Here is a 12,830-nt window from a genome sequence, read left to right as displayed (position 1 = left end):
GAATGGGTGGAGAAGGACGGCAAGCCTGTCTTCGTCATCAACGCGCAGAACTGCGTGCACTGCAAGACCTGCGACATCAAGGACCCGAACCAGAACATCGACTGGGTGCCGCCACAGGGCGGCGAAGGCCCGGTCTATCCGAACATGTGAGGTTCGGCAGGCGGGCCGCATGGACCTTTACGGATAAAGGATACGAGGGGGATGCATGCGCGAGGGCGGACCGACTTGTGATTTCGACAAGAATTGGATAGCGACGCCCTGTTGACGCCGACCCTTGCCGAGGCCCCCGCGACCGATCGGTCGCCTGTCATTTTGAGCTCCTCGATGGCTTGATTCTGATCGTCGACATCGCCGATCGCATACATATCGTGCCCCACCTCGCCGATGTCGCCGCCGGCCTCAACTACCTCATCAACGAAGGCGGGAATCTCGCTGGCCTTCATCCGGCGCCGTTGGCTTTTGGGTCATGTCAGGTCCTCCTTAGCGATGGGCAGGCTAGGCAGAACCGTCGCGGGCCGCTGGGCGCAAAAGCGCGAGCAAGATTTCGGGGTAGGAGAGGGATGGATCCCAGAGCGCTTCTTCGCTTGGGGCTGGGGGAGCGCTCTGGGATCACTAGCGCAAACGGTGGTTGGGCCAATGCCGGTTGACGCTTCAGTACCAATGGCGGCGGAACGTAGATTCGGCAATGCAACTAGGACCTTTGTCACTCTGTTTCAGACCAAAGTCCAGGTTGAATCGTCCTGCCGTCTCATTCCTTCCCATCCACGATAATCCGAAGGATCCGGATCATATCGGCCGCGTCGAGGAGCGCGGCTTTTACGTAGTCATCGCTTCGCCTTTCGATGCCCACCTCGGTGGTCTGCGGATCGATTACAGGATCGGCTGAATGCGGCTCGGAGGGATTCCGACTTGGGCGCGCATCTGCCGAATGATGACCACGGCACGCTCGATCAGCCGGCGCTTTTCCAGGGTTAGCTTGCTTTGATGGCGGCCAGATCTCCGGCCGATGCTCAAAGCAGAACCAATCACCTTCTGGGCTTAAAGGATCGCATAAGGCATCGTCATGAACTCCGACGGCGAAATTGGTTCGGGTCGCTTCCGCTGTGTTCAATGGAAATCCCAATGCGGGCGCTTTTCTCGCACCTTCGAGAAGGAACCGTCTTGGCAATGCTTCCGACGTCTTTCCCTAGGGAGCCAGCAACAGCTTGCCGGTGGTCCCCCGGCTTTCCATGTCGGCATGCGCACGGGCGGCATCAGAAAGCGGGTAGGTTCCGCCGACGTGCAGCTTGAGAGACCCATCCTCAATCCACCGGAACAGTTGTCTGCTACGGGCGCGAAGAAGGTCCGGAGTACTGATGTGATCGAAAAATGTCGCGTAACCGATCTTGATGCTCTCCGGCAGGCTCATGATGTCGAGCGGCCCCGGACCGCCAAGCACCGGTCCGTACCAGCAGAACGTGCCGGAGCGACGAAGCGCGGCGATCGATCCCTGAAACGTCTTGGGGCCTGAACCGTCATAAACGACGCTTACACCTTGTCCGCCTGTGAGATGCAAAACCTCATTGGCGAAGGTTCCCTCCATGTCGACGATAACGTGGCTCGCGCCAACTGCCTTTGCGATTTCAACCTTGTCGGTGGACGAAACGCGTCCAATCACCATTCCCCCCCTCAGCCGGATGATCTGTGTCAGGAGCAGGCCGACACCACCGGCCGCGGCGTGGACGAGCGCGGTGTCTCCAGGCTGGACCGAGTAGAAATCGGTGGCGAAGTGGCTCGCGGTCAGTCCTTGCATCATGACGGAGGCCGCCGTCTGGTCATCAATCGTGCCGGGAAGTCGTACGAGCGCGTCCGCTGAAATCAGGACGTGCGAAGCGTAGCTTCCAGGCGCGTAGACCCAGGCGACCCGGTCTTCGATGGCGAAATCATCGACCCCGTCGCCAAGCGCAACGATGCGTCCCGCACCTTCGACGCCGAGGATTTTCGGGTTCGGCCTGTCTGTCCACGCCATACCCTGCCGTACTCCGATATCCATGAAGTTCACGCCTGCAGCGGCGACTTCGACCACCACATGGCCCGGTGTGGCGACCGGGTCGGGAAGGTCGACAAATTCCATCACGTCGGTGCCACCGATTCCATTCATAACTACGGCTTTCATGATCTTCCTTTCTTGACTAAGCATTCCAGAAATGAGCAAAAAATTTTGCCTTACGTCAGCGCCTGAAGCGCGAGGTGGGCGAGGGTCTTGAGCGCTGCAGAGTCCGCGCCGCCGCGCGCTGCGATGCGCATACCGGCGATGTTCGCGAAGAGGAAATTGGCAGCTTCACCCGTGGAGAGCGTCGCATTCAAATCCCCGTCCGCTTGAGCCTCGCTGATGCGTTGCTTGGCAGCATGCTTCAGTCGTCGGTCAGCGACCTGATGAATTGCTGTAAGATCAGGCCGGCTCTGACCGAACTCGCAGATTGAGCTCACGCCAAGACACGGCTGGGAGGCATTCTCGGCCACTCGCTCCATCATCTCCCGGATTCCGTCCCGGGCACGCGGCGCGCCATGCAGCATGGCGATGTGGGCGTCCGTTTCCGCGGCGGCGTAGCGCTCCACGGCAAGGCAATAGAGCTTCCATTTGTCGCCGAACGTATCATAGAGACTCTGCCGGCCAATCTTCATTGCCCGTACGAGCATTTCGGTGGACGTGCCCTCGAAGCCATGTTCGCGAAACACCTGGATGGCGTCATCCAGCGCCTGTGTCCTATCGAATTCCTTTGTCCTTGCCATGTGCGTGATTTAGGTATTCTGGAACGATCTGTCAAGAAAGAACATCGCGAGCCGTCGAACCAACATGGGAGCTCAGTGAAGCGATGCTCCCTTTGGGATAATCCTCAAACATCAGGATCGAATGTTGCTCAGTCGCCTTCGCCGGGGACGAGAGCCATGGGCCAGAGGATTCGCGCTGCTCTCGTCGGGTAGATGTCTGCAAAGGCAGGCATCGTCGCCGGGAGCGATTCAGCAAGTGCAATCCCGAGGTCGCGTAGCGATAGGCTGAAGGATGTCAGGCGGGGCGACAGGAATTGCGAATGCGGGCTTTGGCGTCCGATGATCGCCATGTCTCGCCCCGGTATTATCCCGGCTTCGACAAGCCCCCGGTTGATCGCCGGGCGATAGCCTTGGGTCGGCGTCTGGGATGGTTCAGACAACCGCAATTCCCGAAAGATCGCACGCAAAAGAGCACGTCGACTTTGGCGCGATGCCTCTTGTTCAGAGCGACTTCAACACGTCGCCAAATGCATCCAAAAGCATGTCCGAATTCTCGCGGGAAAAGACGAGGGGTGGCCGGATTTTTAGAACATTGGCATTGGGGCCGGAGGCGCTGATGAGGATGCGGCGCTCTCGCAGACCATTGACGATCCGGGTCGTCAGCGCGGCATCGGGGCTCTTGGCGGCTGGGTCAGCGATGATCTCGACGCCGATGAAGAGACCGGAACCGCGCACGTCCCCGATGGCGTGATAGCGATCGGAAAGGCTCTTGAGGCCGTCCATCAGGTAACAACCGACCTCCAGCGCATTCCGCTGCAGGCCTTCAATGCGGATCGTGTCGAGCACCGCCTTGCCGGCCGCGGCGGCGACCGGATTGCCGCCGAACGTATTGAAATAACGCGCTTTTGGGCCGAACTCGGCAATCACCTCGGGGCGCAGCACTATGCCCGCCATCGGATAGCCGTTGCCCATTGGCTTGCCGGTCGTCACCATGTCTGGGGCAACGCCGTGGCGTTCGAAACCCCACATGGTTTCGCCCGTGCGGCCGAAGCCGGGCTGCACTTCGTCGGCGACGAAGAGGCCGCCAGCGTCGTGGATCGCGTCCACCGCCGGCTTGAGAAAACCTTTCGGGCCCTCGAAGATGCCGTCGCTGGAAAAGATGGTATCGGTGATCAGCATGGCCGGCTTGATACCGTGACGCTTGAGATCGGCGATTGCGTCGCGCACGTCGCGGCCGAATTTTTCCACCATCTCTTCGGGCGAGTGACGGTAGCTGTCCGGCGCCGGCACGGTGCGCACATGCGGGCCGAGCGTCACGGATTCGCCGAGCGACGGCGAGAATTCGGCAACTGCGTTCGTCAGGCCGTGATAGGCGAGGTCCGTCGCGATGATGCCGGTGCCTCCAGTGACGAAGCGGGCAATGCGCACGGCGAGATCGTTCGCCTCGCTGCCAGTGCAGGTGAACATGGCTTGGCTGAGCGCCTCGGGAAAGGTGGCCGTCAGCGTCTCGGCATAGTCGACGATGCCTTCGTGCAGGTAGCGTGTGTGGGTGTTGAGCACGGCCGTCTGCTTCGTGATCGCCTCCACCACGCGCGGATGGCAATGGCCGAGCGAGGCGACGTTGTTGTAGGCGTCGAGATAGCGCTCGCCGGCCGCGTCGTAGAGAAAAACGCCTTCGCCGCGCACAAGATGCAGTGGCTTTTCGTAAAACAGGCGGTAGGCGGGACCGAGCACTTTTTCTCGGCGGGCGATAAGCGCCCGTTCGCTCTCGCCGAGCCGCTCGAAATCTGCACGCGAAAAAGCATTCACCATCGACATGATCAAGCCTCGGAAAGGTTGGGCGCGAGCCGTTTCAGCCCGGCCGGAGTGAGATCGACTATGTTCTGCAGGCCGCGGCATGCGGTAGCGTGGTTACGCATGATATAGGTCTGGTTCTCAGGAAAACGCGCGGAACGCCACTCCGCGATGATGATGGACATGGCGAGGCGGGAACGGGCGAGAAGCGGTAGCAGCTCGATTTCGGCCGGCTCCAGCGCCCGCGCCGACAGGAAGCCTTCGAGGAAGGCACCGGTGCGGGCGGCCCAGTTGTCGGTCGCAAGTTGATAGGAGAGGGCGACGGCAAGGTCATTGATCAGCGGCGCATGCACCATGTCGCCGAAGTCGATGATGCCAACGACCTTCGTCGGCTCTGCCGGATCGAGCAGGATGTTGTGCGGGTTGAAATCGTTATGGATGATCTGCCGGCGCGTGATCGCGGCGATCGCCGGCAGCGACCGCTCGAACTCGGCGAGTATGGCTTCCACCTGCGCTCGGCGCTCGATGCCGACATGGTCGACTAAGGCGACCAGATCGAGCGTATGGGAAATGTCCCACATCAACTTCCCGGCGGGCGGCCGGCCATCGTAGTCCTCGAGGCCTAGTCCAAGTTCCGCGAGCGCCCGGCCGACGTTGCGGCTCTGCATCTCTGAGGCCGAGGTGCGGTATTGCAGTTCGCCGCCGAGGAAGGTCAGCAGACGCATGACGCGCGGGCCATCGGAGGTGGAAAGCGTGTGGCTCGGCGCTCCGGTTTTCGTGAGCATGAGCCTTGGCACCGGTACGTTGGGGGCCGCAGCCTCCAGATGCAGTAGCGCACCGTCCTGGAATTCAAGCGAGGCCGGGTCTTCGGCGGGATTGGCAATCTTAAGGATGAAGTCCGTTCCGTCCGAGCGGGTGAAAAGAAAGGTCTCGTCCCTTTCGCTTGAAAGCCGCCTGATCGTGCCGCTCGCGCCATAGACCTGCTTCACCGCCGCCTCCGCATCAGAAAGCGATGTCGCGCTCCATGTCGCCGACATGGAATCGGCGTTCTTGGCGGTGGGCAATGGCTCCGTCATGCTTGCTCCGTTGGCGCGGTCGCCCGCATTTCCTTCAATTGTCTCTGCCCGTCTGCTGGCCACGGCGACGACTACATTGCCGCGCCGTGCCGTTTGGCGAATTGTGGCCGCGACATGTCATACTTGAAACACAGCAAAAAAGATGCATCAAGTATCTTGTTATTCCAATTTGCGGACCAATTCCATGCCTCAATTCACGTCACTGGATCATGAGAACCTCAACAGCGTCGTTTATGGTGCGTTGTGCGATGCCCTGATCCAGGGACGGTTCCAACCTGGCGATCGGCTGAAGATCCGGGATCTGGCAGAGCAATTCGGCACGAGCGTCACGCCGATCCGCGACGCAATCCTTCGGCTTGCCAATGACGAGGCGATCATCTTCCGCTCTCCGCGTGACATCCGCATCCCGGGTTTGAGCGAAAACCGCTACCGCGAGATCCGTGCAATACGGGTGCGCCTGGAGGGGCTGGCGGCGGAGACTGCCGCCCAAGTGGCGACGAGCGCGGATATCGAAGCGTTGGAACGGATCTTGCGCGAAAACGAACAAGCAATCGAGGCTGGCGACCGGCTGAAGGGCACGCAACTCAACCAGGCCTTCCACTTCCTGCTGCCGCAGATCGCCGGGCTGCCGGTGCTGAACGGCATCCTGCGGCGGCTCTGGCTGCAGATGGGACCGCACATTTCCGATGCTTATATAGAGGGCGGACGTGCGATGATCGACCATCACTACCCGGTTGTCGAAGCCCTGAAACGGCACGATTCCGCCGCCGCCTCGATGGCGATCGTCGACGACATCCTGCTCGGTGGCAAGCCGATCCTCGAGCGCATCGAACGGGGCAGTGAGCGGGAGGCGCGCCCGGCCTGACACCGCCTGGAAGAGGAGGCTTGCAATTCATGGTCGGCTCATTACGATGTATCAAGCATCAAGAGGGAGCGCTCGCATGACCGAAGAATGCCGCTACATGTTGCTTACGGGAGCGAGCCGCGGGATCGGGCATGCGACGGTCAAGCTCTTCCAATCGAAGGGCTGGCGCATTCTCACCGTATCCCGCCAGTCCTTTTCCGAGGAATGCGCCTGGCCGTCCGCCCGCGAGAGCCATATCCAGGCGGACCTTGCGGATCTCACGCAGATTGACCGCCTGGCAGCGACCGTGCGCGAGCGCCTGCCGAACGGTCAGCTGCACGCGCTCGTCAACAATGCCGGCATTTCTCCGAAGGGGCCGGGCAAGAGCCGCCTCGGTGTGCTGGATACGGATGCCGATGTCTGGACGCAGGTGCTCAACGTCAATCTTGTCTCGACCGCTTTGATCGCCCGCGCGCTCATGCCGGAACTGGAAGCGGCGAAGGGCTCGATCGTCAATGTTACGTCCATCGCCGGCTCTCGCGTTCACCCTTTCGCAGGCGTTGCCTATGCGGCGTCCAAGGCGGCGCTTGCCTCACTGACCCGCGAAATGGCGCACGAATTCGGCCAACGCGGCGTAAGGGCGAATGCCATCGCGCCGGGCGAGATCGAAACGTCGATCCTGTCGCCCGGAACGGATGAACTGGTGGCGGCGGAAGTGCCGATGCGAAGGCTGGGCGAACCGCGCGAAGTCGCGGAGACTATCTATTTCCTCTGCACCGAGCCGTCGTCCTACATCAACGGCGCGGAAATCCACATCAACGGAGGGCAGCACGTCTGACAACGGTCAAAACCGGGAGAACCCCGTTGACCGGCAATGACCAGAACGCATCCATCGGTCGAAACGCCCAGGGGAGAAAGGGCGCGAAGGCCGGTGAGGCCGCAGCCACCGCCGCAAACAGGACGGGGTCAACGGTCTGCATGGGATCGTCATCGGAGCCGCAGAGGCTCTTTCACAAACGAAGAAAAGGGGAATGCCATGAAGACAATCTTTAAGTCGGGTGTCCTGGCGGCGGCGGCCGTCGTTCTGTCGGCGGGTCTTGTTGCGCCGGTTTTCGCGCGAGATCTCACAGTCGTTTCATGGGGCGGAAACTATCAGGATGCCCAGCGCAACATCTACTTCAAACCGTTCTCCGAAAAGATCGGCAAGCCGGTACTCGACGAAGCCTGGGACGGCGGCATCGGCGTCATCCAGTCGAAGGTGAAGGCCGGCGCACCGAACTGGGATGCCGTGCAGGTGGAGGCCGAAGAACTGGCGCTCGGCTGTGCTGACGGCCTCTATGAAAAGATCGACTGGGACAAGATGGGCGGGAAGGACAAATTCCTAGATTCCGCCGTCAATGACTGCGGTGTCGGCGCCATTGTCTGGTCCACGGCCATCGCCTATGACGGCGATAAGCTGAAGGAAGGCCCGACTTCCTGGGCGGACTTCTGGAACGTCGAAAAGTTCCCCGGTAAGCGCTCGCTGCGCAAGGGCCCAAAATACACGCTGGAATTCGCGCTGCTCGCCGATGGTGTCTCCAAGGATGAGATCTATGACGTTCTCGGCACGGAGGAGGGGGTCGCCCGCGCCTTCAAGAAGCTCGACGAATTGAAGCCTAACATCGTCTGGTGGGAATCCGGCGCACAGCCGTTGCAGTTTCTCGCATCGGGTGAAGTCGCCATGACTTCGGCCTATAACGGCCGCATCACCGGCATCAATCGGTCGGAAGGCAAGAACTTCAAGGTTGTCTTCCCCGGCAGCATTTATGCCGTCGATAGCTGGGTGGTGTTGAAGGATGCGGAGAACAAGGATGCTGCGCAGGACTTCATCGCTTTTGCGAGCCTGCCGGAAAACCAGGCGAAGCTGCCGGAATTCGTGGCATACGGTCTGCCGAACAAGGAGGCTGCGTCCAAAGTGCCGGCGGATTTCTCCAAGGACCTGCCAACCGATTCTGCCAACATGACGGATGCCATCCCGCTCAATGTCGACTTCTGGATCGACAATGCCGAAACGCTGACGCAGCGTTTCAACGCCTGGCTCGCCCAGTAAGAACATCCGTGGTGAGGGGCGCTCCGGCGGGGCGCCCTTTCCTGCATGGCCGGGTGCGTTTCTTAAGGACGCAGCCTTCGCCTTTAGCGATGGAGTCTTCCGTGGCCGAATTCATTCGATTTGACCGCATCACGAAATTCTACGGCCCGCTCTGCGTGGTCGAAAATCTCGATCTCGGCATCGGGAAGGGTGAGTTCGTCAGCCTGCTCGGCCCGTCCGGCTCGGGCAAGACGACGCTTCTGATGATGCTTGCTGGCTTCGAGCAGCCGACCGCGGGCGAAATCCTGCTCGACGGAACTTCCATCAATGCGGTGCCCACCTACAAGCGGGACATGGGTGTAGTCTTCCAGAGCTACGCGCTCTTCCCGCATATGTCAGTCGGCGACAACATCGCTTTTCCGCTCCAGATGCGGGGCATTGGCAAGGCGGGGATCGATGAGCGCGTCAAGCGTGCACTCGACATGGTGCAGCTTTCGACCCTTTCCGACCGGCGCCCTTCGCAGCTCTCCGGTGGCCAGCAGCAGCGCGTGGCTCTTGCCCGGGCGCTCGTCTTCGAACCGCGTGTCGTGCTGATGGACGAGCCACTCGGCGCGCTTGACAAGCAACTGCGCGAGCAGATGCAGCTCGACATTCGCGATCTGCACCGCCGCCTCGGCCTAACGATCGTTTTCGTTACGCATGACCAGTCCGAAGCGCTTACGATGTCGGATCGCGTCGCCGTCTTCAACAAGGGCAAGATCGAACAAATCGGTACACCCCGCCAGGTCTACGACGAACCGGCGACGCGCTTCGTCGCCGAATTCATCGGCGAGACCAATCTCGTCGAAGGTGTCGTGGAAACCGTGCAAGGCGCGGAAGCAACCGTGCGTCTTCCTTCCGGGGCGCAAATCGTGTCGGCGGTTTCCGGCAGCATCGCTTCCGGCCAATCCGTCTTTCTCTCCATCCGTCCGGAACGGGTTGATCTCAGCGAGACGCGGAGTGAGGGGCGAAACGTCTTGGAAACGGAAGTTACGGATTCCGTTTATCAGGGCGATCATTTGCGCGTGCAATTGCACAACGCCACTCACCCATTGATCGCCAAGCTCGGCAGAAGGTCGCGCGAGTTTCCGCCGGGCACCAAAGTCTTCGCGGCGTTTTCGGCCGGCGATTGCCGGGTCATTGCGCCATGAGTGCAGCCTCCTCCCGCACTCGACGATCGCTGCTTCTTCTAGCGCCGCTGCTTTTCTTCCTCATCGGCTTCTTCGTCTGGCCGCTCTTCAGCATGATGTCGCAGTCCGTGTCGGACCCGGCCGTGCTGCGGCTGTTGCCACGCAGCGCCGAGGTTCTGGCCGATTGGGACCGCAACTCCCCACCCACCATTCCCATGCAGACGGCACTGATGAAAGACCTGAAAGCCGTCAACGACGATCAGGCGCTAGGCGACATGGTGCGGCGCCTCAACAGCGCCCGCTCGGGTTTTCGGACGCTGATGGGGAAGACGACGAGTGCATTGAAGGAAACGGCCAACCCGCCCGTCGACCTCGTTTCCATCGACAAACGCTGGGAAAAGCCGGAATTCTGGCTGGCAATCGCAGATGCACTCTCGCCCTATACCGACCGCAACCTGCTCGCCGCCGTCGATCTGGGCCGCAATGCGGCTGGTGATATCGAGCATCTGCCGCCCGACCAATCCGTCAACGGCGTGATCCTCATGCGCACCTTCTGGATCGCCGCGCTTGTCACCTTCGCCTGCGTTTGTATCGGCTTTCCCTATGCCATCATTGCCGCCTCGCTCGACGGCTGGAAGCGGGATCTGATGCTTGGCGCCGTACTGTTGCCGCTGTGGACGTCGCTTCTGGTGCGCACCGCGGCCTGGTTCATCCTGTTGCAGGAGCAGGGTCTCATCAACGATCTCTTGCGCGCCATCGGCCTCATCGATGCGCCGCTGGCACTGATCTTCAACCGGACCGGTGTCATCATCGCCATGACCCATGTGCTATTGCCGTTCATGGTCCTGCCGATCTATTCCGTTCTCATCACCATCCCGAAGAACCTGATGCCGGCCGCCGCCTCGCTCGGCGCGCACCCGCTGCGCGCCTTCCTGCGTGTGCTGCTGCCGCTCAGTCTCAGGGGTGTGGCATCCGGCGCTCTGCTCGTGTTCATCTCGGCGATCGGCTACTACATCACGCCGGCGCTGATCGGCGGACCGAGCGACCAGATGATCTCCTCGATCATCGCCTTTTACGCCACGGGGTCGGCGAACTGGGGCATGGCAGGTGCACTCGGGGTCGTACTGCTCGTCGCGACACTACTGCTCTACAGCGTCTACGCGCGGCTCTCCAGCGACGAAGTTGGGGGGCGCTGACCATGCCGATGAAAGTTGCCAAAGCCACCTTCGCCATGCTGACGATCATCTTCCTCGTCGCGCCACTCATTGCCATCCTGCCGCTCGCCTTCACCTCGAGCGTGATCCTCACCTATCCAATCCCGTCGTGGTCCCTGCGCTGGTTCGAGGAACTCTTCTTCGCGGACGCCTGGCGACGGGCAATCTTCAACAGCCTGATCATCGGCACGGGCACGACGTTGCTCGCAACCGCTCTTGGCACGGCCGCGTCGCTGGGCCTGCGCAACCGCCTCCTTTTCTTTCGCGGCTCGATGCGCACACTCTTCCTGCTGCCCATGGTGGTGCCGGCCGTCGTGCTGGGTGTCGGCATGCAAGTGCTGCTGGCGGGCTTTGGCCTCACCAACAGTTACATCGGCGTGATCATTGCCCACACAGTCGTGGCGGTGCCCTTTGTGGTGGTGAGCGTCACCGGTGCGCTGGCCGGCATCGACGAACGCGTCGAGCTTGCGGCCCAGAGCCTCGGAGCTTCGCCGGCCACGGTGTTCCGCCGTATCACCCTGCCACTCGCCATGCCGGGCGTACTCTCTGGCGCTGTGCTCGCCTTTGCGACGTCGTTGGACGAAGTCGTCCTCACGCTCTTCGTCGCAGGCCCGAACCAGCGGACGTTGGCACGGCAGATGTTTTCCAGCATCCGTGAAAATATCAGCCCTGCAATCGCGGCAGCGGCATTTCTCTTCATCGCAGGAACGGTCTTGATCGGCCTCGTTGTCGTTGTGTCGCGGTCGATCATGGCGGAGCGGCGCTAAATCGTTCAAGGCCGTAGTGAATGGCCTGCACCATCGCTGACATCCCTTGCTTGCAAGGCCGATATCGGATATATATCCTGATATAACACCGAGGCTGGCCGTGAGCAATTCCGCACAGAAGAGAGCGATCCAGAATTACCGCGCGCGCTTGACGCAGCGCGGCTACAAGCGCTTCGAGGTCATGGCGCTGGAATCCGACCGCGAGCTGATCCGATCCCTTGCACGGCAACTGGCCGAGGAGGGACCTGAAGCGGACCAGGCGAGGCAGGCAGTGAAGGCCCTCGTTGCAGGTGAACCGCCGAAAGTCGGTGGTATCCTGTCGGCGCTCCGACGCTCGCCACTTGTCGGCGCTGATCTCGACCTGTCTCGTCCGCGCGAGGAAGGCCGCAAGGTCGATCTGTGACACGTTATCTCCTCGACACGAACATCATCAGCTATATCGTCAAGCCGCAACCTTCGGAACTGCTGCTCGCTTGGTGGGCTGAGCAGCGCGACGAAGATCTGTTCGTCGCCTCGCTGACAATTGCCGAAATTCGACGCGGCATTCTGGAAAAGCCCCGCGGCAAGAAGCGGGACGTGCTTGATGCCTGGTTCTCTGGGCCGGAAGGCCCGCAGGAATTGTTCGCTAATCGTATCCTTCCGTTCGACGACAAGGCAGCCCTGATCTGGGCGCGATTGATGGCCGAAGGCAAAGCCACAGGTCGTCCGCGCAGCGCGCTTGACATGATCATCGCTGCCGTCGCGGGGGCCAATGATTGTGTGGTGGTCACGGACAACGAAAAGGACTTCAAGGGGCTCCAGATCGTCAACCCTTTGCGACTTGGAGCCGGAGGGGAAGAGAAATGACGGCGACTGCGCCTGGTCCGACAGAATGCGCTCGTCGCAGGACAGCCCGCGGACGCGCCGTTTGCTTGGTGATGAAATGCGCGCCCGTCATCCAGGTGAGATGACGGAAGGGATTTTTCAATCGTTCGCAAGCGGAAATGGTAGTTCAGCAATCATGCGGCGTTCGAAGTCAGTTCCATAATATAGATTACGCGATTTTTGCCTGTAGCCGCAAAGTTAAAGTGTCCTGATCCTGCAAAGTTGGAATGTCACTCTCCCCGGGTTTTGCTGACCTGGGAGATTGCGGATGGGATTGATTGCG

General features: G+C 60.9%; 14 protein-coding genes and 1 pseudogene. 9 read left to right on the top strand and 6 right to left on the bottom strand.

From position 1 onward, the window contains the following. Window positions 1-150 (top strand): 4Fe-4S dicluster domain-containing protein (locus ASE60_RS33690; protein WP_156414630.1); only part of this gene is annotated, 150 nt, incomplete at its 5' end. Between the two features lie 598 nt (window positions 151-748). On the opposite strand, the gene ASE60_RS34530 is transcribed toward ASE60_RS33690, so the two are convergent. The 6 genes and pseudogenes from ASE60_RS34530 to ASE60_RS11485 form a co-directional block, all read right to left on the bottom strand. Next, the gene (locus ASE60_RS34530; protein ID WP_156414629.1) at window positions 749-1,111 is read right to left on the bottom strand and encodes a hypothetical protein; all 363 of its coding nucleotides are present in this window, start codon (window positions 1,109-1,111) and stop codon (window positions 749-751) included. A 75-nt stretch (window positions 1,112-1,186) separates the two neighbouring features. Beyond that, on the bottom strand, window positions 1,187-2,155 hold the full coding sequence (locus ASE60_RS11505) for a quinone oxidoreductase (RefSeq protein ID WP_057250339.1): 969 nt from the start codon (window positions 2,153-2,155) through the stop codon (window positions 1,187-1,189). 50 nt (window positions 2,156-2,205) lie between these two features. Beyond that, window positions 2,206-2,772, bottom strand: coding sequence for a TetR/AcrR family transcriptional regulator (locus ASE60_RS11500; protein ID WP_057250337.1), 567 nt, complete (start codon window positions 2,770-2,772; stop codon window positions 2,206-2,208). A gap of 128 nt (window positions 2,773-2,900) precedes the next feature. Beyond that, a pseudogene (locus tag ASE60_RS11495) lies at window positions 2,901-3,140 on the bottom strand (LacI family transcriptional regulator); the annotation flags it as partial. Window positions 3,141-3,252: 112 nt separating this feature from the next. Beyond that, the gene (locus tag ASE60_RS11490) at window positions 3,253-4,569 is read right to left on the bottom strand and encodes an aspartate aminotransferase family protein (protein ID WP_057250335.1); all 1,317 of its coding nucleotides are present in this window, start codon (window positions 4,567-4,569) and stop codon (window positions 3,253-3,255) included. A gap of 2 nt (window positions 4,570-4,571) precedes the next feature. Then, window positions 4,572-5,621: a phosphotransferase enzyme family protein gene (locus ASE60_RS11485; RefSeq protein WP_057250333.1), complete on the bottom strand. Its 1,050-nt coding sequence runs from the start codon at window positions 5,619-5,621 to the stop codon at window positions 4,572-4,574. 184 nt (window positions 5,622-5,805) lie between these two features. Here ASE60_RS11485 and ASE60_RS11480 point away from each other — a divergent pair, with 184 nt between their 5' ends. The 8 genes from ASE60_RS11480 to ASE60_RS11445 all read left to right on the top strand — a co-directional run bounded on the left by ASE60_RS11480 (window position 5,806) and on the right by ASE60_RS11445 (window position 12,529). Beyond that, a complete protein-coding gene (locus tag ASE60_RS11480; protein WP_057250331.1) occupies window positions 5,806-6,486 on the top strand; it encodes a GntR family transcriptional regulator in 681 nt (226 codons plus the stop codon). Window positions 6,487-6,562: 76 nt separating this feature from the next. After that, window positions 6,563-7,303 carry an SDR family oxidoreductase gene (locus tag ASE60_RS11475; protein ID WP_057250330.1) on the top strand — a complete coding sequence of 247 codons (741 nt, stop codon included), beginning with the start codon at window positions 6,563-6,565 and terminating at the stop codon, window positions 7,301-7,303. A 198-nt stretch (window positions 7,304-7,501) separates the two neighbouring features. Beyond that, a complete protein-coding gene (locus ASE60_RS11470; protein ID WP_082615817.1) occupies window positions 7,502-8,554 on the top strand; it encodes an ABC transporter substrate-binding protein in 1,053 nt (350 codons plus the stop codon). Window positions 8,555-8,655: 101 nt separating this feature from the next. Next, the gene (locus ASE60_RS11465; protein ID WP_200964171.1) at window positions 8,656-9,723 is read left to right on the top strand and encodes an ABC transporter ATP-binding protein; all 1,068 of its coding nucleotides are present in this window, start codon (window positions 8,656-8,658) and stop codon (window positions 9,721-9,723) included. Next, complete coding sequence (locus ASE60_RS11460) at window positions 9,720-10,898, top strand: ABC transporter permease (protein ID WP_057250325.1); 1,179 nt, start codon at window positions 9,720-9,722, stop codon at window positions 10,896-10,898. The genes ASE60_RS11465 and ASE60_RS11460 overlap by 4 nt, the downstream gene beginning before the upstream one ends. A gap of 2 nt (window positions 10,899-10,900) precedes the next feature. Continuing rightward, window positions 10,901-11,683 (top strand): ABC transporter permease, encoded by a 783-nt coding sequence (locus ASE60_RS11455; RefSeq protein ID WP_057250323.1) that lies wholly within the window; start codon window positions 10,901-10,903, stop codon window positions 11,681-11,683. A gap of 100 nt (window positions 11,684-11,783) precedes the next feature. Beyond that, window positions 11,784-12,086 carry a hypothetical protein gene (locus tag ASE60_RS11450; RefSeq protein ID WP_057250321.1) on the top strand — a complete coding sequence of 101 codons (303 nt, stop codon included), beginning with the start codon at window positions 11,784-11,786 and terminating at the stop codon, window positions 12,084-12,086. Further along, entirely contained in the window at window positions 12,083-12,529 is a 447-nt protein-coding gene (locus ASE60_RS11445; protein WP_057250320.1) for a type II toxin-antitoxin system VapC family toxin, read from the top strand. Before ASE60_RS11450 ends, ASE60_RS11445 begins: the two co-directional genes overlap by 4 nt. The last annotated feature ends 301 nt before the right edge of the window (window positions 12,530-12,830 follow it).

Origin of the sequence: Ensifer sp. Root278, assembly GCF_001429285.1 — a bacterium.
Lineage (GTDB): Bacteria > Pseudomonadota > Alphaproteobacteria > Rhizobiales > Rhizobiaceae > Ensifer.
This window is presented reverse-complemented; position numbering and strand designations above follow the sequence as displayed.